The sequence below is a fragment of the Caballeronia sp. LjRoot34 genome, assembly GCF_964253815.1.
In the GTDB taxonomy this organism is placed as follows: Bacteria; Pseudomonadota; Gammaproteobacteria; order Burkholderiales; family Burkholderiaceae; genus Caballeronia.
Window position 1 is genome coordinate 625,674 of the sequence record NZ_CAXUSB020000001.1, and the last position, 23,459, is coordinate 649,132.

Sequence of the window (23,459 nt, forward strand, 5' to 3'; positions counted from 1 at the left end):
GCGCTATCGCTAAAGCCCCAAAAGCTTAAAGCCCCAAAAGGCCTGAAGCCCAAAAAAAGGCGGCCCGCACCACTAGGTGCGTGCGTACGACGATCGAGGAAATCGGGCGGCATGACGTTCGAGGCGCTTGCTCAAAGCACAAGCTACGAGCGCCGGGAAAGTTGCCGCGAAGATCAACGCGCTATCAAGACACGCTGACTGGCGTTAAGTTGCATTTGAAACGCCGTAAAACGCTTCGCGTCAGGCATTGGGTGCCGTTTTAGGGCAGGCTCATGCTACGTACTCAAGCAACATACTCAAGCAACGTAACGTGCAATGCTGACGAATTGACACAAGCTGCCGCCCAACACGAACAGGTGCCAGATGCCATGTCCATGCCGGATGCGCTCGTCGTTGATGAAAAAGTAAATGCCGGCGCTGTAGATCAAACCGCCGGCCAGCAGCCACGCCGTGCCGGCGGGCGGTAGTGCTGAAACGAGAGGACGGATGGCTACGAGCGCGAGCCAGCCCATCATCACGTAAATCACCATCGATACGCTGCGGGTTCGACGCCCGAGCGTGAGTTCCTGAACGATGCCAAGAGCGGCGAGCCCCCAGCTTACGCCGAATAACGACCAGCCCCACGGGCCGCGCAGCGTGACAAGCGTGAACGGTGTGTAGCTTCCCGCGATCAGCAAGTAAATGGCCGAATGATCGCATTTTTGCAATACCGCCTTGGCCCGCGGACTGCGGACCCAGTGGTACAGCGTGGAAATGGTGTACAGCACGAGCAACATGGCGCCGTACACGGCAAAGCTGACGATCTTGTACGGGTCGCGTTCCATCGCGGCCATGGTGACGAGCGTAGCGACCCCTGCCACCGACAGCACCGTGCCGACGAGATGGGTCACGCTGTTGAACCGTTCACCAATGTGCATCGACCATCCTCATCGCGGTATTGCGTCCTGTCTGCAACGCCGCGCTTTTCTGCTTCATTTTCTACATCAGGAAATGTTGAGACCGGAGCAAAACCCGCGCAATCCGGCAAACCAACCTCGGGCATTTTACCGCCCCTGAGGCGCATCCAGACTGCCTACCCGCGTTCCAGCTTATTCGTGCTCAAAAAAGAAGAAGGGCGCAGTCCCGGTTTCGAGGCCTGCGCCCTGCTTGCGCCTTTCAGCGTATTTTACGCTACCTGCGGAAAACCCTTCTTCAATCAGTCCAGCGGAGCCGAACGCAGGTTGCTGACTTGTTGCGGCGACACCGGCGTCCCGTGGTTGCCCCATGACATACGAATGTACGTCACCACTGCAGCCACTTCCGTATCCGACAGCGATTGAGCGAACGGCGGCATGCCATACGGATGCGGGTTGCCTTCCGTGCTCGGCGGATAACCGCCATTGAGCACCATGCGGATCGGGTTCACGGCCGACTGCATCTGGATGGACTGGTTCGTGGCAAGCGGCGGGTAGGCCGGCGGTTTGCCGAGACCATTTTCCGCGTGGCACTTCGCGCAGTTTTCCGTGTAGATCTTCTTGCCCTGCTGCAGCAATTCCGAACCGAACTGCGCCGATGTTTCGAACTGCATCGTTTCCGGCGCTTCGCCCTTTTGCGGAATCGACTTCAGGAACGTCGACATGGCGTTGATGTCCGCGTCCGTCATGTACTGCAAGCTGTTGTGGACCACTTCGGCCATCGGGCCAAACACCGCGCCGCGTTGCGACACGCCGGTCTTCAGCAGGTCGTTGATGTCCTTGATGTCCCAGTCGCCGAGACCCGCTTCCTTATTCGACGTCAACGACGGCGCATACCAGTTCTGCAGCGGGATCAGACCGCCGCCGAACGCTGCCGAGCTGACCGGGCCGCCCAGCGGGTTGATCGATGTATGGCACATGCTGCAATGGCCAAGCCCTTCGATCAGGTAAGCGCCGCGGTTCCACTCAACCGACTTGGTGGGGTCCGGCTTGAATTCGCCTTCACTGAAGAACAGCACGCGCCAGCCAATCAGCATGTTGCGCTGGTTGAACGGGAAGCGCAGTTCGTGCGGACGGCTGGCTACATTGACCGGGGGCACCGAGCGCATGTACGCAAACATGGCGTCCGAGTCGGCGCGTGTGACCTTGGTATAAGCCGTAAACGGCATGGCCGGGTACAGCAGGCTGCCATCTTTCGAGCGACCGAGATGGATCGACCGGTAGAAATCTTCCGACGTCCACTTGCCAATACCGTACTGATCGTCCGGCGTGATGTTCGGCGTGTAGAGCGTGCCGAACGGCGTGAGCATGGGCAGGCCACCGGCAAACGTCTTGCCGCCGCGAACCGTGTGGCAGGCAATACAGTCGCCAGCACGCGCCAGATACTCACCGCGTTTGATCAACTCGGTCTGGTCGGCGGGCACGGCGGCAACGGCGCCGCCCGAATGGAAGGTGTCGCCACCTGACCAGAGTGCTGCGGCGGCTGCGGCGGCCGTAATGACAACAACAGCCGAAAGTGCGAACAGGGACTTGCGTTTCATATTCTTCTCGCTCCTCGCGCCTTATTGCGGTTCGCTGCCGCAGGCGAGCGGCGTTTTGCGCGAGCCTGCGGGCGCGGGTACCGGATTAGCCGGTGCGGTTTGCGTGGAGAGCCAGGCGGCGACAGCGGTCACGTCGTCGTCGGTCAGGCGGGTGGCGATCTGTTGCATGCAGTCAGGTGCAATTGCGTGACGCGAGCCCGCACGCCAGGCGCCAAGCTGCGCGCTGATGTAGTCGGAGTGCAATCCCACGAGACCCGGAATAGCCGGTTGCATACCCGTCAGGTTCGCGCCGTGGCACGCCGCGCAGGCCGGAATACCGCGCCCTGCGTCGCCGTTCAGCACGATCTGCTGGCCCTTTGACAACGTGGACGCCGACACAGTCGGCTTGGCCGGCTGCGGATACGGCGGACGTTGTTCCGAGAAATACGTGGCGATCTGATGAAGGTAGTCGTCCGAGAGATACGTGACGAGGTAGTTCATGGGCGGATACTTCCGGCGGCCTTCGCGGAAGTTCTGCAACTGGTTGTACAGGTAGTCAGCCGGCTTGCCGGCAAGACGTGGGAAATAGTCGTTGTCCGTGCCTTCGCCGTGGACGCCGTGACATGCCGTGCAACCCTGTACACGCGCTGCCATGGTGTCCGGCGCCATTGGTTGGGCGGCGGCTTGAGCGGGCGCCGGGGTTTCTGCTGCGCCGGCGATGCTGGAGGAGCCGATCAGCGCCAGAGCCATTAGCGGGGCGAGCAACGGACGAAAGATGCGTCTTGAAGACACGCGACACTCCATGAATTTCGAGGACCTGCCGAGCTTCGTTCGGCCCGGTGCGAATATGTGGTGAACCATTGCCACATTGGCTCTGCGAGCCCGTGATGCGACGCGGCATTCTATCATCGTTGCCTGATGGTGACTATTTGAGCATCGCCCTGTTGCGCCTCGCTTTCAACGTGTACGCGACAATTTGCCGCGCGACCGATCGACAGGGGTTTTTGACTATGCGTGACAGTTAACAGTTGATGGTGTTTGACAAAGCATCGATGGGTTTTCCGAGGCTCGGCGGTGGTTTTGTGTGCCTCGGGTGTCCTTGCGCATGGGTGCATTCCATGTGGCCGTTCCGCTAGACTCGCGTTCCCGGTGGTTTGTTTAGTTTCCTCTTCGACCCTTCATCGAACCTTCAATGCATTCCTTGTTTATTTTCAGCCTGAATTTCTGCGTCAAGGCGCGGTCATGAGTGACGATCCGCTGTGGTTCGCTCAAGTCATCGTTGCCGCGATTGCCGATATTGCGTTTGCCTGCGCGCTCGGCGGGGCGTTCCTGAGCGTGTGGTTATCGAAGGAAAACGCGGCTGCGCCTGTTTCTCCCGCGCATCTCGGCTGGGTGAGGGCGCGGCGGCTGAGCACGGGCGGCGCGGTCGTGCTCGCGGTGGCGGATCTTGTGCTGGTGTGGATGCAGGCGGCATCGATGAGCGGTGCGCCTCTCTTTCAAGCCTTCGATGCAGTCGTCACCGTTGTGACCGGCACGCACGCCGGCACGGGCTGGGCGATTGCGTTCGCTGGCAGCGTGCTGCTGATCCTGGCTACGGCGTTGGGTAATCCGAAGGGCGGACCGCGGATCGGGTTGTTCGCCGTCGGCGCTCTGGTGGCAGCGGCGGGTAAGGCGTCGGTGGGACATGCCGCCGATGCCGGCGCGTTTTCGCTTGCCGAAGGCGTGCAGACGGTTCATCTGCTGGCAACGGCCGTGTGGGGCGGGTTGGTCATCGTGTGCGCGTGGCGGGTGTTGCCGGCGCTGGGGACGTCGCTGGCGCGGGCGTCCTTGATTCGTATTTCCGGGAAGGTTTCTACGGCGGCGGTGGTTGCCGTATCGCTCGTGATTCTCACCGGGATTTACAACGCTTGGCGCGGGTTGGGAGGATCGGCTGTGGCGCTCGAAACGAGCGGATGGGGCCATGCGCTGGTTGTGAAGGGCGTGCTGATTGCCACCGCGTTACTACTCGGCGCGATGAACCGATGGTCCGTCATGCCGCGATTGCAGCGCACTGCATCGACAGTCGATGCGCACACGTTCACCGGCGTGATGCGGATGGAAGCGTTGCTGATTGTTGCTGTGTTCGTCGCGGCCGCCGTGCTGTCGCACAGCGTGCCGGGTTTTTCTGCGATGGGTTAATCGTCGGGGGCTACATGCGCTAAGTTACCGGATGCCGATACTTACTCGTAGCCCAGTTTGTGACTCACGATCGGTGCGCAGAACAGCGCCAGCGCGCAGCCGATCGCTTTGCCCTGAAGTTCGACGAAAGCGCGGTGCGACATGGGCCACGAGATCACCACATCGATGAGTTGCGGCAAGCAAAACAGCACCGCCGCGCCGACAAAACAGCGCGTCACCGTCGACATGCGCCAGCCGTGATGGGCGCCCATCACGGCACCAATCACGCGCAGCACGCCGAACAGCACCAGCGCGCCGACGGCCATCTGCGTGCGGACGAATTCATCTGGAAGGGTGTAATACATGCTGGACTCTCTAGCTTGATCGTCGCGCTCTTCCCGGGCGCTGGGTCGAAACAAACACACGTACGCCAGATAACGCAAGACGCGGGCCAGGCGTCGTCACCGCATGCAAACCCTTTCGGCACAAGGGTTTCGTGTACCGAAAGGAAGCCGTTTCCAGTGCTGTAACCCGTTGGCTTATGCGATCTTGCCAGCAAGTTACGTAACGCCATCGAGACGGAATTCCTGTCTCAATAACGCCATTCTACGATGCCCGCCGCTTCTGCATAGTGCGGTGCATCGCAATTCTTACATCACCACTCTGCAACGCTGCCATCCGCGTGACGCCACACCGGATTGCGCCAGCGATGCCCAACCTTGGCCATCTCGCGCACCTTCTCCTCGTTCACCTCGATGCCCAAGCCCGGCCCTTGCGGAATCATCACCATGCCGTCTTCATATTTGAAGACTTCGGGGTTCTTGATGTAATCGAGCAGGTCGTTGCCCTTGTTGTAGTGAATCCCGAGGCTTTGCTCCTGGATGAAGGCGTTGTAGCTGACCGCATCGATTTGAAGGCAGGTCGCCAACGCAATGGGCCCAAGCGGACAATGGAGGGCGAGGGCGACGTCGTAGGCTTCGGCCATCGATGCAATCTTGCGGCATTCCGTAATCCCGCCCGCGTGCGACGCGTCCGGCTGGATGATGTCCACGTAACCGCCGGCCAGGATGTGCTTAAAGTCCCAGCGCGAGTACAAACGCTCGCCGAGCGCGATCGGTGTGCTCGTCTGGTTCACGATGTCGCGTAACGCCTCAACGTTCTCCGACAACACCGGCTCTTCGATAAACAGCAGCTTGAACGGATCGAGTTCCTTCGCGAGGACCTTCGCCATCGGCTTGTGCACGCGGCCGTGGAAGTCCACGCCGATGCCAATATTCGGTCCCACCGCCTCACGCACCGCCGCCACGTTATTGATGACGGCCTGGACTTTGTCGAAGGTATCGATGATCTGAAGTTCTTCCGAACCGTTCATCTTCACCGCCTTGAAACCGCGGTCCACGACGGCGCGCGCGTTGCTCGCGACATCGCTGGGGCGGTCGCCGCCGATCCACGAATACACCTTGATCCGGTCGCGGACCTGGCCGCCGAGCAGCGCGTGAATGGGCACGCCGTGATGCTTGCCCTTGATGTCCCACAGCGCCTGGTCGACACCCGCAATCGCGCTCATGCCGATCGGCCCGCCGCGATAAAACCCCGCGCGATACATGACCTGCCAGTGGTCTTCGATCAGCAGCGGGTCCTTGCCGATGAGGTAGTCCGAGAGTTCATCGACTGCCGCCGCGACCGTATGCGCGCGGCCTTCCACCACCGGTTCGCCCCAGCCGACGATGCCTTCATCGGTCGTGATCTTCAGGAAACACCAGCGCGGCGGAACGATAAAAGTCTCGAGTTTGGTGATTTTCATGCTGGCGTCTCCTGATTTTTCCGGTGAGTGAGGAACGAGGGTTTCTATGCTATCAAAAAACCGTTTGATGTGTATATTAATAGTACTATTCGATGGAAACCCTTGTCGGGGAAGGGTCCGTATAATCGCGTGGTTTTGATTGCCTGGCGTCAACTTTGGGAAAGGGGAAGGATATCCAGCACGATCTGCACGGACGCGTGGCGTATGAGCTTGGCACCGAGATTCTGCGCGGCGATTTCCCGCCGGCGTCTACGTTGCCGCGCGAAGCCGAACTGATGGAGCGTTTTGGCGTCAGCCGGACGGTGCTGCGCGAGGCGCTGCGCACGTTGACATCGAAGGGATTGATTGAATCGCGGCCGAAGATTGGCACGCGCGTGCGGCCTCGGCAGGCTTGGAATCTTCTCGATGCGGACGTTCTTGAATGGTATTCGCGGGTTGCGAAGCCGTTGCAGTTCGCGATCAAGCTGCAGGAAATGCGCGAGATGATCGAGCCGTATGCCGCTGCATTGGCCGCCGTAAATCACGATGACGCGGCGTTATCACGTTTAAGCCAGGCACATCAAGCGATGCTGGATGCGCGCAATGTCGATGAATGGGTTCGTGCCGATTTGCGGTTTCATCTGAGCGTGTTGAACGCGTGCAGCAATGAGTTGCTGGTGCCGCTCGGGACGTTGATCGAGCGCACGCTTGAGGCGCAGTTGCGGTTGAATGCGCGGCGGGCGGAGGTTTTCAACGCATCGATGGCGGAACATACCGCCGTTTTCGATGCCATCGTCGCGCGGGATGCGGCGACGGCGCGTGACGCGATGGGTGGTTTGCTCGGCGTCACGCGGGCGCGAATTGAGGGGTAGGGCGGAGATAAACGACGTTCGGCACACTCGGCGATATTTTCATTTTCGAGATAAAGTTGCGGGTCCGAGCGCTGTTTTGGCATGGTTTTAGCCGACGTTTTTAGGTGATCTATCCGACACGCGGCGCTCCGCACCGTCCCGAAGGAGCCCGAATGCCGTACGTCCCGATCTCCGTTGTGTCGTCGTGGGGCGCGTGGGCCGTGTTCGTCAGCGTGCTCGCCACCCAGCTCGGCGTTCCCATTCCTGCTGCACCCATGCTGGTGCTGGCCGGCACTTTAGTCGCGGCCGGGCTGGCTTCGTTCTGGCATATGTTGGCGGCTGCGGTCATCGCGGTGATCATCGCCGATTCGCTTTGGTTCGCTGCCGGGCGGTTGTATGGCCGGCGGTTCCTGAACTCGCTCGTGCGATTTTCGCTTTCCCTCGATACCACTTTGCGTACCGCCCGGAGTTGGTTCGAACGGTTCGGCGTGCCTTTGCTGGCGCTTTCTAAATTCGTTCCGGGATTGGGATTGGTGTCGTCGCCGTTGCTCGGGACGACGCAGATCGATGTGCGGGTTTTCGTGTTCTGGGATCTGGTGGGCGCGGCGCTCTGGGCTTCGGCGTGGATGCTCGGCGGCGCGATTTTGAAGGCCGAAGTCGCGCATCTGCTGGCGTTCGTGAGGACGTACGGGCTCACCGCGCTCGATGTGCTCGCAATGGCCGCAGGCGCGTTTTTGGCGTACCGATGGGTGCGCCGCATGCAGTTTCGTCGATGGCTCGCGAAGTATCGGATATCGCCCGAACAACTCGATGAAATGATGCGGTCGGATGCACCACCCGTTATTTTCGATGCCCGGCCGGAAGAGGTGAGGAGGAAGGAGGCGCATCGGATCAAAGGCGCGATCCCGCTGGATTTGGAGTCGACAGGGAAAATCGATCCGATGTTTCGGGAGCACGAGGTCGTGGTGTATTGCGTGTGTCCGAATGAAGCGACGGCGAAGCAGATCGCGCGGCAGTTGAGGGCGAAGGGGTTCCGGAACGTGCGGCCGCTGAAGGGCGGGTTGGACGCGTGGGAGAAGAAGGGGTTTCCGGTGGAGGCTATTCCTTTTGATTCTTTTGGGGCGGCTGCGGGGGCGTTGGATTCGTCTTCGTCTTCGCTCGATGATGACGATGATCGGAGTTTGGGCGATATGGTTACCGTTCGGGCTACGGCGCCGGAGTGAGGTTTTTTGTTTGGGATTTAGTTGTTCTTCGAGTTGTTCTCGTTAATTGGAGTTGCATCGGATGAAGCTGTTGGACGGGGTGGATCCCTCGCAACTTTTTGGCCTGCCAGCGCCGGATATCGCCACGCTTGATGATGGTTTGCAAGTTCCCTTTGTACAGACTGGGCACGAGCATCACGAGGTGATGCTGTTCGTGCATGGGTCGCTTTGTGACTTTCGATACTGGAAGCCGCAGTTAGGGCCGCTTGGTAAGCAGTATCGATGTGTTGCGCCTAGTCTCTCGCATTATTGGCCTTCGGGGGTGTTGGGGTTTGGTGCGATGGCAGGTGGATCAAGGCAGTTTAGTTCATCTCCTTATACACAACTCGACACCTGCGGCAACGATGACGGAGTAACAAAGTTGTCAGAAGGGGGTTGTTAACAATGCGGATTTGGCGTTTACTCTCAGATTTTCGGCATGAAGATCCGAGACGACGCAGGAGCATGGGTGGACGAGGAATTTGAAACGCTGGATTTGGGTGATCCACGGCGAGACCGGCGCGCGAAGGAGCTGGTCAAACGGTTCGCCAGCCGGCCCACGGCCAGCATTCCGGGCGCGTGCGAAGGCTGGGCCGAGACGATCGCGGCATATCGCTTTCTGGGCAATGAGCACATCGACTGGCGCGACATGATGCAGCCGCATTGGGACCGTACCACGGCACGCATGGGGCAGTTGCCGGTGGTGCTGTGCATAGCCGATACGACAGAGTTGAACTTTAACGGTCAGGATATCGAAGGGGCCGGCCCGCTCTGTTATGAAGCACAGGTGGGCATGTATCTTCACGCGACCTATGCGGTGACACCGGATCGGGAGCCGCTGGGTGTGATGAATGCATGGATGTGGGCGCGCGAGCCGCGCGATGCAAACGGCAGGCGTGGCGGTGTCAAGGAAAGTGTGCGGTGGATCGAAAGCTATGAGATCGTGGCCGAACAGGCACGGGCTGTGCCTGACACGCGACTGGTGTATGTGGCCGATCGTGAAGGCGATATCGCCGCGCTCATGCAGCGTGCGCAGGAACTGGGTGAACCGGCGGACTGGCTGATTCGCTCGCAGCACAATCGCGCGCTCAAGGGCGAAGCAAGTTTGTGGGAAACAGTGCACGCCAGTAAGGTGCTCGGCCACATCAGTTTCGTGCTGCCCGGGCGCAGCGGCCAGAAGGCGCGTGAAGTAAGGCAGGAACTGCGTAGCCAGCGCGTCACGCTGCCCGGGCGTGCCGGTGTCACGCTCACCTGCGTCGAGGCGTATGAAGTGGATGCGCCAGCGGGTGTGAAGCCCGTCATCTGGCGTCTTGTGACCAACCGCGAAGCGGGCGATGCGCATGCCCTCATCGAACTCGTTGACTGGTACCGTGCGAGGTGGGAAATAGAAATGTTCTTCAACGTCCTGAAGAACGCCTGCCGGGTCGAGGCGCTGCAACTCTCACAGATGGAGCGGGTGGAGAAGGCGCTCGTGCTGTACATGGTCGTATCGTGGCGTATTGCGCGGCTCATACGTGTTGGCAGAACCTGTCCGGAGTTGGATGCGTCGCTGTTCTTCGCCGCTGACGAGATACACGGCGCTCACGTGCTCTGTAAGAAGGCGCGTCCGAAAAAACCACCGACGCTCAACCAGATGATACGGATGGTCGGCTCGCTGGGCGGATTTCTTGGGCGCAAGAGCGACGGCGAACCGGGCGCGAAAACGCTGTGGATTGGCATGCAGCGAGTCATGGACGCTGTGATCACCATCCAGATCTTGCGCGACGGCTATGACACTTCTGTATAACGAGATGAGTTTAGTTGGGACGCGCATGTTGATGAGTTGGGAAGGTTTATCGAGCGGCTGGGCGTCGGGGCGGTCCATGTTGTTGGGCACTCGCGGGGTGGGTGTGTTGCGTTTCATCTGGCCGTCAGGTATCCGGAGTTGGTGAAGTCGCTGGTGCTTGCTGATCCGGGTGGGGCGGTGGCTAGGCCCGGTGATGAAGGGAGAGCGCGGACGGTGTTGCCTGCGCCGATTAATGCGCTGCGGGCTAAGGCGGCGGAGTTGATTGGGAGCGGGGATGTGGATGCGGGGTTGGAGCTTTTTGTCGATTCCGTGAGTCGGCCAGGGTTCTGGGCGAGGAGTCCGAAAGAGTTCAAGGCGATGGCGATGGATAACGCAAATACGTTGGCGCTGCAGTTTAGAGATCCGTTGCCTGCCTACGATGCGCATGCTGCGAGGAGGGTGCAATGCCCTACGCTGCTGATTGATGGAGAGAAGAGTCCGAGGATGTTTCGGGATGCGGTGGGGGCGCTGGAAGGCTGGATCGACGGGGCGCAGAGAATGACGATTGAAGGCGCTTCACATGGGATGAATGTTACCCATGCTGGTGCGTTTAATCAGGTGGTCATCCGCCCGTTAGGTATCCAGTGAAACTCTCCGATAATGCAAAAAAAGTGACTACTTCAACTTCGTAAAAATTTGCGGCCCCTTTAAACGGTTTATGTCGGACGCGTCCCAGGAGTCATTTATCCAAGCCCTACGCTCGGCCGTCGACGCTGCCCATGCATCTCCTGAACTGGTTAGATATTCCGCTGCGCGGATCTGAGCGTACTAAAGGTGCTTGTCCGTTAGCGAGCGATCCGTGCGGCGTCGTCGGTTATGAGGCAAGCATTGGCGTTTTCTCCTTCTAGGGAAGGTCTGAACAACTCATTTTGAGCCTGACTGTTCGCCACATTCGAAATTTGGTAGGTCTCGAAAGTCGTTTTAGCGTTGGGAACTGCATGAATACGGACCAAAAATTGAGCTCGATGTTTGTGGATCGCCGCTTTTGCGGCGTCTACCGCTCACATTTTCAGCAGTTTGCGACGCGCCATCCAGAGATTGGACAGCGCGAACAGCGTTGTCAGTCGAGCGGTGTTTTTCTTCAGGCCTCGGTAGCGTGCCTTCGCGAAGCCAAACTGCAGTTTGATCACCCGAAACGGATGTTCTACCTTGGCTCGCACGCTTGCTTTAAGGTATTCGATTTCATTGACGATGCGATCAAGCGCGTCATTCTTGTCCAGCGCCGCGCGCTTGCCAGGGCACATCGCGACCATCCACTCCACTGCCTTTGCGCTCGTACGTTTTTGTATCCCACGATAGCCCGAATCACCGTACACAACAGTCTCCTCGCCGTGCAGCAACGCGTCCGCTTTGACAATGTCGTGCACGTTCGCGGCCGTCCCTGCAACCGTGTGTACCAGCCCGGATTCGGCATCCACGCCGATATGCGCTTTCATCCCGAAGTACCACTGATTACCTTTCTTGGTCGAGATGGGCGCTGGGATCAGCGTAGCGTCGACGACCGTACCCGCTTTGAGCAGCAGCCCTTTGCTGCCAAGCACCACATTGACCGCTGCGAGCATCTGGGCCGCAAGCTCATGCTTCTCAAGCAGATGCCTGAATCGCAAGATCGTGCTCTCGTCAGGCAGACGCGTGTTCCAGTTATCCAGTGCAGCAAACTCTCGAAACAGCGGCACGTCGTGCAACGCTTCCTCCATTGCAGGATCGCTCAAGGTGAACCACTGCTGCATGAAATGGATCCGCAACATCGTCTCCACTGGAAACGGCGGCCGCCCTCGCTTACCTTCGGGTGCGTGCGGCGATATCAGCGCCACCAGTTTGCCCCACGGAACCACACGGTTCATCTCGTCGAGGAACTCCCGCTTACGCGTTCGCTTGGTCGTCAAATCCAATCCCAGATTAGCTTGTCTTATGCCCAAATCGTCGCAGTCGTCGCGCTATTTGGCAACTCAAATATGCTCGATTTGTGCAGACTTTCCCTAGCGGAAGACAACAGCAAAAAAAATGCGACGACGTGAGAAATACGATCGATTTGGTGCCGAGGCGCATAGTCATACGTCGGAAAAGGTCATATCGTTCCATATGGAGACCTTCGGTGCTAAGTGTCCCAAAATTTACCCCATTTTTGTGCCAATTGATAATCCGCAGACACGGCATGTAATTCGAGAGTGCCGCGTCAGGTAGAATCGTAATAATCGTAATTGGACCAGCCGAAGCGGCATTAGAAATCATTGGCACCGTCCAATCGTCCGGACGCTAATGACGGTTCGTCAACTTCGGCAACGCCTAGTTTTATAGCATCGCTTGGCCGTCGAGAATCAATCCCAGTGGACCCGCTGGTGCAAATTTTTCATCGGAGCTACGTCCGATGCCTAGCATTGTCGAGGGGCATCACAGTGTTGAAAAGCGGTTTGGTCAACTGCGAATGCGCTCAAGTGGGCAGGCAATCAAACAAACGCGCGAAAGTGGATCTGCGTAATGTTCGAAACAGTCGTCTAAGCGGCGAAAAAAGAGTCATCTGAGAGAGACGAAGATATGACGTCGTTTTGTGTTGTCAAAGGGTCTGAGTCTGACGGCCTTGCCAAGGTCATTCGTCGATCCGGCAGTGTTTGCACGGTGCAATATTTCGACTCGCCGCGCAGCGTTGGCCGAGTTGAACGCGAGACTAAGATAAGCTCTATAAGCCCCAAAAAATTGGGCAGAAATAGTCGGGTGTACGTGTATAGCCCAAGAGAGGATCTTTGGCGAGTGGGGCGTGTGCTAGAAGATGATGGTGAGGGGATTCTTGTCCGCTTGGCACATAAGCAGGACGTCTACTTGGAATACGAACACGTATTCGTCCGATGGAAACGGGGAATCGATGACCCGAGCGATTTTCTCGGATGCCAGATAACGGAAACCCCGCAATATGCAGAAGCACGCTCCCGGTTTCTGGAAAGTTATATTTCACAGCGCGGCGCGGCGAAAGGGATCTCGGCGCTGCTCTCTTCAGCAGTTGAATTGGAACCTCACCAGATCGACGTCGTGGGTCGTGTACTCAATGATCCGTCGCAACGGTATTTGCTCGCCGATGAGGTTGGCTTAGGCAAGACAATCGAGGCTGGCATCATTATTCGGCAGGCCGTGCTAGATGACTCGGCAAATCATCGGGTAGCAGTGGTCGTCCCCGTTGCGCTTGTTCCACAGTGGCGAAGAGAACTTCTGCTTCGGTTTGGCTTACAGGCCTTCCTTGATATTTCAGTGTTCGTCGTTGCACAAGAGGAGGACGATGACCTGGTAGAGGCGCTCGACGGTGCAACTCTCATAGTTGTTGACGAGGCACACCACGTCGCTGCGGTGGACGCCGATCAAGGTATGTTGCGGCTTTACGAGTTGATTCGACAGGCTGCGCTACGAGCACCTAGATTGCTTCTCCTGTCAGCGACCCCGATTCTTCGCAATGAAGATGGCTTTCTGCGCATGCTTCACCTTTTGGAGCCTGCGGTTTATCCGCTTGATGAACGCGAGTCATTTCGGACAAAGATCAAGCATCGGCAATCGCTCGCAGAAACCGTCGCAATGCTGGAACCATCGCATGCATTGTTTCTTGACGGCGTGCTCGACGATCTACTTGCAAAACTTCCGAATGACATTCGCTTGAGTGACTTGGCGATCGATCTCAGAGCCCAATTGGTAGGCGATCCCGACGAACGCGATCCCGGTTTGGTCGATGCACTGAGAAATCTCCGCGCTCACGTATCCGAAACTTATAGATTGAATCGACGGATCTTGCGAAACCGCCGGCGGCACGTGTCTGGACTGACGCCCGAGCGGAAAGGCCTCGAATCTTGGGTGATTGGCGGATCATCGATTCGAGCGCTGGAGTCATCCATTGAAGCGTGGCGCATCGCCGCGAACGCGTCGCTATCCAAGCCCTTGGATTCAAAGAAAATTTCTGGCTTTCGTAACTTCTATGAAGGTTTGGTAGATGGTGTTCTTGAGGATTTGAGTGTTGCCCGCCAGTGGTGCATTCGTCGGCGGGAACTGCTTCGCAAAGCCGGGAATGTCGCCGAAACAACCTTCGAAGGTGAACCTCAGTACCTGGACGATATCCTCGCAGTTTGCGACGACCGCGAGTGGATGAATTTACGGCTAGTCGCTCTAGCTGAAAATCTTAGGCGTCTCCCAGCAAGCGTTAAAGCGATCGTTTTTTGCTCAAGTAAGCGAGTCGCTGATGAGGTCTTCGAACACCTTCGGCGAGAAAATCTTGGCGCCCTGCGTCATCAGATAGGCTATGAGGGAGATGACGAGTCCGACCTGGACCAAGATCCGGATTGGCGCCGATTCATGACCAGCGACACGGTTGGCGTTTTGATCTGTGATCGCGATGCCGAGGAGGGCATCAATTTGCAGGGCGGTAACAAAGTGATTGTTCACTTCGATCTGCCACTACAGCCAAACCGCATCGAGCAACGCATCGGCCGCGTTGACCGCTATGGGTCAGGGATGCCGGTACGCTCCTACGCTTTGGTCGACGTCGCTTCCACGTTTCAGAGCGAGTGGGTCGAAACCCTCAGAGAGGGTTGGGGTGTGTTCGATCAGTCGCTATCAAGTCTCCAATACGTCGTCGAGGGTGAGAACTCACGCCTACTGGAATCCCTTTTACTCGAGGGAGTTGAGGCAATCTCCGACCTTCTTGGGCGCCTTCGTGGTCCAAACGGTATCGTAAATAGCGAACTGAAGCTTATCGATCAGCAAGACGCGCTAGATGAACTTTCCCCGATGCGCGAGGAAGAGGTGGAAGCCCTGCTGGACTGCGATAGCGAATGGAGATCGATTCGTGACGCCATGCACTGTTGGATCAAGGAGACCCTGCTTTTCTCGGTCGTACCTGAGGAAACAAAGAAGCCGTTGGTCGAGGCGCCGATCCGGTTTCAATATTGTCCTCCTGAAAAGGGCGGCCAAGCGACTTTGATTCCATTGTCAGGCTTTCTTGACGAATTTCTTGGAGCAATCGACTATGAAGCCCCTGGTGGAACCTCGTCGCGTCCACGTTCGTACCCGCACGCGGCGCATCGGGGGACCGCTGTTAAAAGTGGTATCCGGCCGCTTCGCTACGGTGATGAGTTTGTCGACGCAATCAAATCCTTTTCGGATTTTGACGATCGCGGCCGGAGCTTCGCAATGTGGCGGCAGATCTATACGGGCCTCCCGGGACGACGTCTGCAAATGTTCTTTCGGTTTGATTTTCTGATCGAAGCCCGAGTTGACGAAGCGGAAAGCATTCTGGCACAGCAAAAGACCGTTCCGACCTCGTTGTCCGATCAAGCAGTGTTGCGACGAAGGGGCGATGCGTTGTTTCAGCCCTTTACTCTCAGAGTCTGGGTTGATGAAGAGGGCGAGACGCCGTCGCCAGAGTTCACGATTACGTATCTCGAAATGCCATATGCGAAGAACGGAGCCGACGATTACATCGACAAGAACATCGAACCGAACCATTTCGATGCTCTAAGGATTTCGAGGCCTGACTCGTTCGACAACTGGTCACAACGGTGCTCGCGAGTGCGCGACCACGCTTTCGAAATTGTTAAAAGTAGTGCTCGGCTGTTTGATCGCAAACGATTAGCGTTGGAGACGGCAAAGCACGAAGACAGTGGCCGCTACGCACAACTCGCGACCCGAATAAACGCTTTGACCGGTGTTGAGTCTCTCGCAGAGCAGGCTCGTCTAACGTTGGAACAACGTTTGAATGACGCGCTCTATGCAGGTATCGCAACGCCCACCATCAAGGTCGACGTTGCCGGTGTTGTCTTCTTAAGTGGCGAGTCGGTATCGGTTATTGAACATGCTTAATACACCGCTTATAAACTTCAATGTCGGGGAGCTCCAAGAGTTCTTGAGTGCCTGGCCTGTGATCGATTTGCCGAAAAGCAGCGTTCGCGATCCCCTTCTCGACCGCATCTGTCAAGTTCTAAGCGGGGCGATGACGGTACTACCGTCGAGCCTGTGGCACGCAACCTTTCAGCCGTTGATTCGGCATTGTCTCTTGCGAGAATCTGCGCGACGAGAGCAAGATTTCCAACTGCGCGTTCCTCGCGGTGAAGGATGGCCGTCTAAAGTCGATTGGGAAACTCACGGTGTTCGCGCTTTGTCGATCGGCGATAGTGCTCATTACCTTTTGAGTGCTGGAGCATGGTCTCCGGACTGGCTTGATAGCACGGAGGAGGGCGCGTTCCACGATGCGTTTGGAGACCGAGTCGTTCGCTCGCAGAGCGAATGCGCAGCGGACCCTTTCATCCGAGACGCAACAGGATTTAAGAACTATTCGTCCCCAGGTCAGCGCGAGGCAATTCGTGCGTCGTTCCTGATGCCCAGAGGCGAAACGTTAATTGTCAATCTACCGACCGGATCAGGAAAAAGCCTCGTCGGGCAAGTAGGTGCGCTGATAAACAGGGAAGAAGGATATCTAACCGTATTTGTCGTACCGACGGTTGCACTTGCAATTGATCAAGCACGTGCGATGGAAGTGTACTTTCAGAAAGCTGATCCGCTTCACAAGTCGTGGCCTCTTGCCTGGTGGAGTGGATTGTCGAAGGAAGGGCGGGCGGAGATTCGACAGAGACTTCGAAATGGGACACAGCGCATTCTTTTCACTTCACCGGAGGCCCTCAGCACGTCGCTGATCTCGGTGATTACCGACGTCGCCAAAGAAGGCATGCTGAGTTACTTGGTCATCGACGAAGCACATCTTGTGACCCAATGGGGAGACGAGTTTCGTCCAAGCTTCCAGGCGTTGGCCGGCTTGCGAAACAATCTTTTATCGAAATCACCTAACGGATTTCGTACTTTGTTGTTAAGTGCGACGTTGACCGAAGATACTGTTGCGACGTTGGCCCAACTGTTTGGGCCAAAAGATCGTGTTCAAATGATCGCAGCCGTGCATTTACGGCCAGAGCCACAGTATTGGGTTTATAAGGCAGCATCAAAGAAAGAGAAGGAAGAACGCATTCTCGAAGCACTGCGTCATGCACCGCGCCCCTTCATCCTTTACGTAACGAAGCGCGAGGATGTCGAGATGTGGAACTCCACATTGCGGACAAAAGCTGGCTTAGGCCGAATCGCTTGCTTCGATGGCGGCACGCCAGACCAAGAGCGACTGGAAATCATATCTAAGTGGGCATCGAATAAACTTGACGGGATGATTGCTACGTCGGCTTTCGGTGTCGGCATTGACAAGTCAGATGTGAGAACGATCATTCACGCGGCGATTCCCGAGACACTCGACAGGTTTTACCAAGAGGTAGGTCGAGGTGGGCGAGACGGTCACCCATCCGTGAGTCTCTTAGTTTGGACCGATGGTGACTGGGATCTACCCTCCCTTATGGCCCAACCAAAAATCGTCACAGAGGAAATGGGCTTCAACCGGTGGAAGGCAATGTACCAAACTAGACTGTCAACCGACGAGGAAGACCTATACAACATCGATATCGATGCAGTCCGAGACGGCCTCTTGGGTGGTAACGAGCACAACGCCGGTTGGAACATGCGTACGCTGATTTTAATGGCTCGCGCGAACATGATCACACTGGACTTGGAGCCGTCTGTTGCAACGGAATCGGAGTCGGAAGAAGAGGAAAACTCGTCTGTACTAGCAAAGTTCACCAAAGTTCGTGTTCGGATTCTAGACGATGGGCATCACTTGTCTACGGTCTGGGAGAACAGGGTCGCGACATCAAGGGATAAGACGAAAAATGCAGCCCTGAACAATCTGAGATTGATGCGACGCATCGTTGAACAAGAGGATGAGGTTGGTCAGTCGCTCGCTGAACTCTATCGAATTCGATCTCCAGAATGGGAGGCGGGAGTAACGCATGTATGCGGCGGGTGCAGCAAGGACCGATTTTTGAGCGATTTGGCAAGACGCTACCTGGTGCCGGTACCAGTCCCGATTTCACAAGTTGACACGCATCAAATGACGGCTTGGAAACAACGGTTTCCATGGATCGACCCTACCTTTGTGTATGTGTTCTACGACGAAGCGAGTCCTCAACTTTCTAGAACCCTCGTAAAGTTGGCGGATTGGCTCGTGCATGAGTGCTTTGTCCAAGAGATTTTCTTGGATGAGACGCTCGAAATCAAATCGCCACTCGACTGGCACCGACTATATCGACGGTCAGAGACCGGCGTGCTGTTGCACCGAAATATCGATGAAATGGACGGGGAACCTTACACACCCATAGCTCGCTTGACGATCCTCGGTCACGACATTGAACCGACGCTCTTTGATCAAATTCAGTCTCTGCAACGACCCTACCATTTCGTGTTATTGCCCGAAAATTTTTTAGATCCATCGAACACACAACGTCGTCTTATAGACGTCACCCGTTACGGTATCCCTCTTCAAAGTTTGCTTACATCTATTAGCCAATGACCATTCTTAACCAAGCGAGCGATGGCCTACATTCGCAATTGATTGCGCTCGCCCGAGCAGCAGCCAAGAATGGCCCGACACCAAAAGATGAATTGCTGGCAATGTGTGCACTGCCGACTACGGAAGAGGGATCCGACGTTGTGATATCGAGACTCCGTACGACCCTGAATCGGTGGACGCAATTGGGGTTATTTGTTGATGAGGATTCCGGAGTAAAACTTACACTCGAGACCCGTCGTGGTGAGTCAAGCGATGACTTTTCTGACAGGTTGCCGGCTGTATGCAGATCCCTCGTTTTAAGGGCCGAAAACTGCATGCCGACGTGGGCCCCTAGCGATGAAAAAACCGAAGATGGTGCGGGAAGGTCGGCAGACTTTGTGAGAGGGATCGCTTGGTCATTGATGCAAGATATTTATACGCTGCCAAGTGCCACCGACGAGATTGAGGCCTTGGAGGCGTCACAGATCGAAAGCCCTAAATTTGTCTTTTTTAATAAGACTAGGTGGCCAGGCTTCCGCTTTTGGGGCAGATTTTTGGGCTTCGCCACGGGCAATGAAGATACATTTTTGTTAGATCCTACCGAGGCGGTTCGTACGGAACTGATGGAAATCCTAGACGAAAAACAACCTATGCCCGCTGATCTTTTCGTCGACGCACTCGCCAAGCGGTTACCCGTTATCGATCGTGGTGAATATCGACGACAAGTTGAAGGTGCGTTGCGCGCAAGTGCATTACGACGCCTGCCGGACAATCACCTGTCGATGTCTCTATCGTTCGCACTACGACGACTATCATTGGATGGCGTGATCGCGCTCGAAAACAAAGCAGACGCCGGAGCGTCCCTGGCGCTCACTGGACGTGACTATCGTACTTGGGATCGATTTACGCATGTTCGATTGGTTGGAGAATCTCAATGAGTTTGCTGAAATATTGGCCTACAGCCGACGAGGTTGACCGTTGCATTAAGCCAGAGGCCGAATCTGCGCATGAGTCGGTGCTATTGGCAGTGCACCAGCCATCGCCATTGTCCTACAGACTGTTGCCTGAGGGCAGCAAGGTTCCAGCAACTGAGGAAGATCTCTTCGATTATCTTATGAACACCGACGTGCCAACTGGCGCGCACGTGGTTCCAATCACTGGTGCATCGGGAGTTGGTAAATCTCACCTCGTTCGAATATTGGCAGCACGATTAAACAGTTCAAGCAGCGCTAGCCGTTACGTCGTGATTCGCATCCCGAAAAGTGCGAGCTTGCGGGAAGTGGTGCAGTTGATTCTTAAGCCCCTGCCTGATGGACCTTATGCCTCTGTGAAGGCTGACTTTAAGAAAGCTCTCTCTGAAGTCAACCTAGAGGCCGCAGTAATAAATTTTCAGGCACATCTCGAGATTGCGTTGGGCGATTTTTCTAAGCATCTACAGGGACAATTGCAGGGCGATCCGCAAAGTCCGACGATCAAGGAACAATTAGCACATGCTCGGGCATTGCCAAAATTTCTGACGGATGCGGCGGTGGTTGACCATATGCGAACGATGGTTTTCCGCAAGATAGTGCAGCGTGCTATGGCGGGAAACGGAAATGGAAGATTAGATGTACAAGCGGACGATTTCACGGCGGATGATTTTAATCTCCCGGACTCAATCGATCTTGAGAAGGCGTCTTTAGCAGCGAAGCAATATTATCGGTTGCAACTGCTAACACGGAACCGCCAGGGAATGAAAGTGGCCGCTAGTGTGTTGAACGGGCGTGTTGTTGATCAGGCGATCCGCGAGCTGTTTCAATTGCATGAAGCAATCGGCGGGATGACTTTGCAGGACGTCATCCTAGAGATTCGGCGTTTGCTTCTTGCTGATAATCGCGAACTGATCATTCTTGTAGAGGACTTTAAGGCTCTGACCGGTATTCAGGAAACCTTGCTGAATGTTCTGATCCAAGAGGGTGTACGCGACGGGGTCAGGCAACTGGCAACGATGCGTTCAGTGATTGCGGTCACCGAAGGATACCTCGCCGGGAAAGATACGATCGCAACGAGAGCAAAGCGGGAGTGGATGGTTGAGAGTCACCTTAGTAACCCTGAGGAAGTCATTCGACGCACCAAAAGCCTCGTCGCAACTTACCTAAATGCAGCGCGCTTGGGCGAGACTGTGTTGATCGCTTCTTATGAGTCACGGGATCGAGACTCAAAGGACAGACGCTCATGGCTTCCCATCTATAGCGATCAGGACGACGGATCCGCCGCCAACCTAGCCGCTTTCGGATCAGTGCAGGAGATTCCTCTCTTCCCCTTTACCGAGTCCGCGATCGCATGCCTTGCAAAGACGACGTTGACGGAGGGTGATGCGCTCGTTTTTACACCCCGATTCATCATCGATCGCATTCTCCGCGATACGCTGTTATCGGGTCGGCAGGCATTTAAGGATAAGAGATTTCCGCCCACAAGCATATTGGCCCCGGCGTCGACCGCAGACATAGCGCAATGGGTGACTGGGCTGCAACTGTCTTCCGACGAACGAGGTAGGTACGAGCGACTGGTGAATATTTGGGGAGACAATCCGAAAACAAGAAGCGACGTTGGGCAGATTGAACCTGTCATATTCGACACATTTCACCTGCCGAGGCCGGACATTGTCCGCACAGGGACGATGAAGCCAACCGAGTCGTCGATTTCGGTGGAACCAAAGACACCGATCTCACGGCCCGCCGATCCACCTACTACTGAAGAATTGCGGTTGGCGCAAATCCTGGAGAATTGGGTCCAGAAAAATGAGCGCCTACCGCAGGACGTATCGGCAAGCATCCGGAAACACTGTGCTGCGGCGGTTAACGAACGCATAGATTGGGTCGCCGAGCGGTGCATCAAGGTGCCTATTACTGCGGCACAAGTGTCTATACCGAATGCGCAGGGCGAAGGCGGGGTGGCATCACTCAATATCAGCGTATCGAACGACAACCGCGACCCTAACGGGAAATTGCGCGGAGAACTCTTAGCCCTTTTACGTTTATACGCGCTTAATGTCGGTCGTCTAGACTATCCTATGGTCGACGACGACTTAGCTCGCGTCGCAAACTTAGTTACACGATTGTATCCGCAGGTTCTAAGTGTCATTCGCGCAGAAATATCGCGGCGGCTGCGGACGTCGACGAGAATCCTGATGACGAATAGTAGGCTGCTCGGTGTCACTGAAAAGGCCCGGACGGTGAATGGTCTGCCTAAGTTTTTGTTTGGCGAAGCTCAGTTGAAAGCTAAGCCAACAGAGAGTGCTTCCGCTGCTTTCCAAGAATGGCGAACGCTACAAGACGAGGCTCTTTCTATTAGGCACCAGTTATTTGACCTAGTCCTGGCGAATTGTGGCTGTTACCAGGGGGTAGGAAGGACGCCTTATGGAATTGACGTTATTCGACTTGTCGAGCACGTAGGCAAGGATGACGATGCCCTGGAAAACGATCTAATCCCGCAGGAAATACGAGCGAAGATATCCGCGATGAGTGAGACGCGGTTGGCAGTGCGAGCAAAACGGGTCGCCGATGAAGCAAGTCGAATAGCGACATACGTCAAAAGCGAGCTTGGAGAAAACTTTGTGAAGCAAGAGCTTTCTGATGCGATGAAAGACCTTGCCGAAAGGATGAAGAAGATAGGTGTTTGGAATCAAGAGGATATGGGAACGACGAATGTTTTCAATCGAATCTGCGAGGATTTTCGGGCGACCGCTCTTAAAGAGGCGCTTGCGACTCTCGATGCGACACCTTCAGAAGGGCCTCAACTCGATGGGAAGTTAATTAGTCGATCTGCGCAGCTAGATATAAACCCGATCCTCCTCGCGCAAAATTTCGTACTTGCATCGCAGAAGGTACTCGCCAATGCACGGAAGGAGGCGTCCTTTCTGGAGACGAAGACGAAGGGGCTTGATTCTGCGGTCGAGGTCACCAAGATCGCCGGTGCCTTTGATGTGCTTGTTGCGGACATTGAAACGCTTGAATCGGAAGGGAGGATGTAATGCTGTTGCAAGATGCTAAAGAGGTCGCAGAGCGGCTTACTCGAGTACATGAAATGCAAAGTAATGTTGACGAGGCGATCGTTCTTGCCGACTTGCACCGCGAGATTGACGATCGGGTAAAGAGCGTCCAAAAGGCCGTTGGGCGCGTAACCATGTTTCGCGAGCAAGGTATCGGAGTGTCAGTTCCCGACGAGTTGACTGCTACAAAGGAATCTGTTCGAAGGCTCGCAGATCGTTTCAACGAGGCGCCGAAGAGTGTTACGTTAAAGCAAGCGACTCGATGGACCAAACTCACAAATGGACTGGACTCGCTTGTTACCAGTCTTGATACGCTGCAACAGCAAGATTGGAAGCGCTACTTTAGTGACTCGTTATTTGCGGGTCTCTCAGCCGATCGGCGCCGATCGACGCTCAATCAGAATCTCCCTGGCAACAAGGCATCAATGGATCGGTACAGCGTGCTCTACGCGCGCTTCAACAAGTATCGCAACACCATTCCCCCGACTGCAGAACTGATGCAGGAAGTGCATGAATGCTCTGAACAGCTTTCAAAAGTCACGTTTGTCGAAGTTGAGGATATGCCTGCGTCCGTTCGAAGGTTTTTTGACGCCTCGGCCACGAGCGGCGGGGCGAGTTTGTCGCTGATTACAGACGAGGTGAAAACGTGGTTGCAAGACCACGACCTCATTGGAAGCTACGTAGTACGTGCGAAGGCCTAGTGACCAACT

16 protein-coding genes and 1 pseudogene are annotated in these 23,459 nt (G+C 56.0%); 11 read left to right on the forward strand and 6 right to left on the reverse strand.

Annotation, left to right across the window (positions count from 1 at the left end; genetic code table 11):
* Positions 1 to 296: 296 nt before the first annotated feature.
* From trhA to ACSQ36_RS02740, 3 genes are all read right to left on the reverse strand, one after another.
* Positions 297 to 917: a PAQR family membrane homeostasis protein TrhA gene (trhA, locus tag ACSQ36_RS02730; protein WP_213767612.1), complete on the reverse strand. Its 621-nt coding sequence runs from the start codon at positions 915 to 917 to the stop codon at positions 297 to 299.
* Positions 918 to 1,195: 278 nt separating this feature from the next.
* The gene (locus tag ACSQ36_RS02735; RefSeq protein ID WP_213767613.1) at positions 1,196 to 2,494 is read right to left on the reverse strand and encodes a c-type cytochrome; all 1,299 of its coding nucleotides are present in this window, start codon (positions 2,492 to 2,494) and stop codon (positions 1,196 to 1,198) included.
* Positions 2,495 to 2,515: 21 nt separating this feature from the next.
* Positions 2,516 to 3,277 (reverse strand): c-type cytochrome, encoded by a 762-nt coding sequence (locus ACSQ36_RS02740; RefSeq protein WP_436180820.1) that lies wholly within the window; start codon positions 3,275 to 3,277, stop codon positions 2,516 to 2,518.
* A gap of 438 nt (positions 3,278 to 3,715) precedes the next feature.
* On the opposite strand from ACSQ36_RS02740, the gene ACSQ36_RS02745 reads away from it, so the two are divergent.
* A complete protein-coding gene (locus tag ACSQ36_RS02745) occupies positions 3,716 to 4,651 on the forward strand; it encodes a CopD family protein (RefSeq protein WP_436180821.1) in 936 nt (311 codons plus the stop codon).
* Positions 4,652 to 4,692: 41 nt separating this feature from the next.
* Here ACSQ36_RS02745 and ACSQ36_RS02750 read toward each other — a convergent pair whose 3' ends face one another.
* Both ACSQ36_RS02750 and dgoD read right to left on the reverse strand, forming a co-directional pair.
* Positions 4,693 to 4,995, reverse strand: a complete 303-nt coding sequence (locus tag ACSQ36_RS02750) for a hypothetical protein (RefSeq protein WP_213767616.1) — start codon at positions 4,993 to 4,995, stop codon at positions 4,693 to 4,695.
* A gap of 290 nt (positions 4,996 to 5,285) precedes the next feature.
* Positions 5,286 to 6,434 (reverse strand): galactonate dehydratase, encoded by a 1,149-nt coding sequence (gene dgoD / locus ACSQ36_RS02755; RefSeq protein ID WP_213767617.1) that lies wholly within the window; start codon positions 6,432 to 6,434, stop codon positions 5,286 to 5,288.
* A gap of 155 nt (positions 6,435 to 6,589) precedes the next feature.
* Between dgoD and ACSQ36_RS02760 the strand changes: the two genes are divergently transcribed.
* The 5 genes and pseudogenes from ACSQ36_RS02760 to ACSQ36_RS02780 form a co-directional block, all read left to right on the forward strand.
* A complete protein-coding gene (locus ACSQ36_RS02760; RefSeq protein ID WP_436180822.1) occupies positions 6,590 to 7,285 on the forward strand; it encodes a FadR/GntR family transcriptional regulator in 696 nt (231 codons plus the stop codon).
* Between the two features lie 152 nt (positions 7,286 to 7,437).
* Positions 7,438 to 8,487, forward strand: a complete 1,050-nt coding sequence (locus ACSQ36_RS02765) for a DedA family protein/thiosulfate sulfurtransferase GlpE (protein ID WP_436180823.1) — start codon at positions 7,438 to 7,440, stop codon at positions 8,485 to 8,487.
* Between the two features lie 61 nt (positions 8,488 to 8,548).
* Positions 8,549 to 8,908, forward strand: coding sequence for an alpha/beta fold hydrolase (locus tag ACSQ36_RS02770; RefSeq protein ID WP_436180824.1), 360 nt, complete (start codon positions 8,549 to 8,551; stop codon positions 8,906 to 8,908).
* A 36-nt stretch (positions 8,909 to 8,944) separates the two neighbouring features.
* Positions 8,945 to 10,291: an IS4 family transposase gene (locus ACSQ36_RS02775; protein ID WP_436180825.1), complete on the forward strand. Its 1,347-nt coding sequence runs from the start codon at positions 8,945 to 8,947 to the stop codon at positions 10,289 to 10,291.
* A 6-nt stretch (positions 10,292 to 10,297) separates the two neighbouring features.
* A pseudogene (locus ACSQ36_RS02780) lies at positions 10,298 to 10,918 on the forward strand (alpha/beta fold hydrolase); the annotation flags it as partial.
* Between the two features lie 413 nt (positions 10,919 to 11,331).
* On the opposite strand, the gene ACSQ36_RS02785 reads toward ACSQ36_RS02780, so the two are convergent.
* Entirely contained in the window at positions 11,332 to 12,243 is a 912-nt protein-coding gene (locus ACSQ36_RS02785) for an IS5 family transposase (RefSeq protein WP_436183072.1), read from the reverse strand.
* Between the two features lie 622 nt (positions 12,244 to 12,865).
* Between ACSQ36_RS02785 and dpdE the strand changes: the two genes are divergently transcribed.
* From dpdE to ACSQ36_RS02810, 5 genes are read left to right on the forward strand one after another with little or no spacing between them, the layout of a single operon-like run.
* Positions 12,866 to 16,162 carry a protein DpdE gene (dpdE, locus tag ACSQ36_RS02790; protein ID WP_436180826.1) on the forward strand — a complete coding sequence of 1,099 codons (3,297 nt, stop codon included), beginning with the start codon at positions 12,866 to 12,868 and terminating at the stop codon, positions 16,160 to 16,162.
* The gene (gene dpdF, locus ACSQ36_RS02795; protein ID WP_436180827.1) at positions 16,155 to 18,740 is read left to right on the forward strand and encodes a protein DpdF; all 2,586 of its coding nucleotides are present in this window, start codon (positions 16,155 to 16,157) and stop codon (positions 18,738 to 18,740) included. The genes dpdE and dpdF overlap by 8 nt, the downstream gene beginning before the upstream one ends.
* Complete coding sequence (gene dpdG / locus ACSQ36_RS02800; RefSeq protein WP_436180828.1) at positions 18,737 to 19,657, forward strand: protein DpdG; 921 nt, start codon at positions 18,737 to 18,739, stop codon at positions 19,655 to 19,657. The genes dpdF and dpdG overlap by 4 nt, the downstream gene beginning before the upstream one ends.
* The gene (dpdH, locus tag ACSQ36_RS02805) at positions 19,654 to 22,731 is read left to right on the forward strand and encodes a protein DpdH (RefSeq protein ID WP_436180829.1); all 3,078 of its coding nucleotides are present in this window, start codon (positions 19,654 to 19,656) and stop codon (positions 22,729 to 22,731) included. The genes dpdG and dpdH overlap by 4 nt, the downstream gene beginning before the upstream one ends.
* Positions 22,731 to 23,450, forward strand: a complete 720-nt coding sequence (locus ACSQ36_RS02810) for a hypothetical protein (RefSeq protein WP_436180830.1) — start codon at positions 22,731 to 22,733, stop codon at positions 23,448 to 23,450. Before dpdH ends, ACSQ36_RS02810 begins: the two co-directional genes overlap by 1 nt.
* Positions 23,451 to 23,459: the final 9 nt, after the last annotated feature.

Coding starts and splice junctions, on each gene's coding strand:
- trhA (WP_213767612.1), bottom strand. CDS start 917: ATGCACATTGGTGAACGGTTCAACAGCGTGACCCATCTCGTCGGCACG.
- ACSQ36_RS02735 (WP_213767613.1), bottom strand. CDS start 2,494: ATGAAACGCAAGTCCCTGTTCGCACTTTCGGCTGTTGTTGTCATTACG.
- ACSQ36_RS02740 (WP_436180820.1), bottom strand. CDS start 3,277: ATGGAGTGTCGCGTGTCTTCAAGACGCATCTTTCGTCCGTTGCTCGCC.
- ACSQ36_RS02745 (WP_436180821.1), top strand. CDS start 3,716: ATGAGTGACGATCCGCTGTGGTTCGCTCAAGTCATCGTTGCCGCGATT.
- ACSQ36_RS02750 (WP_213767616.1), bottom strand. CDS start 4,995: ATGTATTACACCCTTCCAGATGAATTCGTCCGCACGCAGATGGCCGTC.
- dgoD (WP_213767617.1), bottom strand. CDS start 6,434: ATGAAAATCACCAAACTCGAGACTTTTATCGTTCCGCCGCGCTGGTGT.
- ACSQ36_RS02765 (WP_436180823.1), top strand. CDS start 7,438: ATGCCGTACGTCCCGATCTCCGTTGTGTCGTCGTGGGGCGCGTGGGCC.
- ACSQ36_RS02770 (WP_436180824.1), top strand. CDS start 8,549: ATGAAGCTGTTGGACGGGGTGGATCCCTCGCAACTTTTTGGCCTGCCA.
- ACSQ36_RS02775 (WP_436180825.1), top strand. CDS start 8,945: ATGAAGATCCGAGACGACGCAGGAGCATGGGTGGACGAGGAATTTGAA.
- dpdE (WP_436180826.1), top strand. CDS start 12,866: ATGACGTCGTTTTGTGTTGTCAAAGGGTCTGAGTCTGACGGCCTTGCC.
- dpdF (WP_436180827.1), top strand. CDS start 16,155: ATGCTTAATACACCGCTTATAAACTTCAATGTCGGGGAGCTCCAAGAG.
- dpdG (WP_436180828.1), top strand. CDS start 18,737: ATGACCATTCTTAACCAAGCGAGCGATGGCCTACATTCGCAATTGATT.
- dpdH (WP_436180829.1), top strand. CDS start 19,654: ATGAGTTTGCTGAAATATTGGCCTACAGCCGACGAGGTTGACCGTTGC.
- ACSQ36_RS02810 (WP_436180830.1), top strand. CDS start 22,731: ATGCTGTTGCAAGATGCTAAAGAGGTCGCAGAGCGGCTTACTCGAGTA.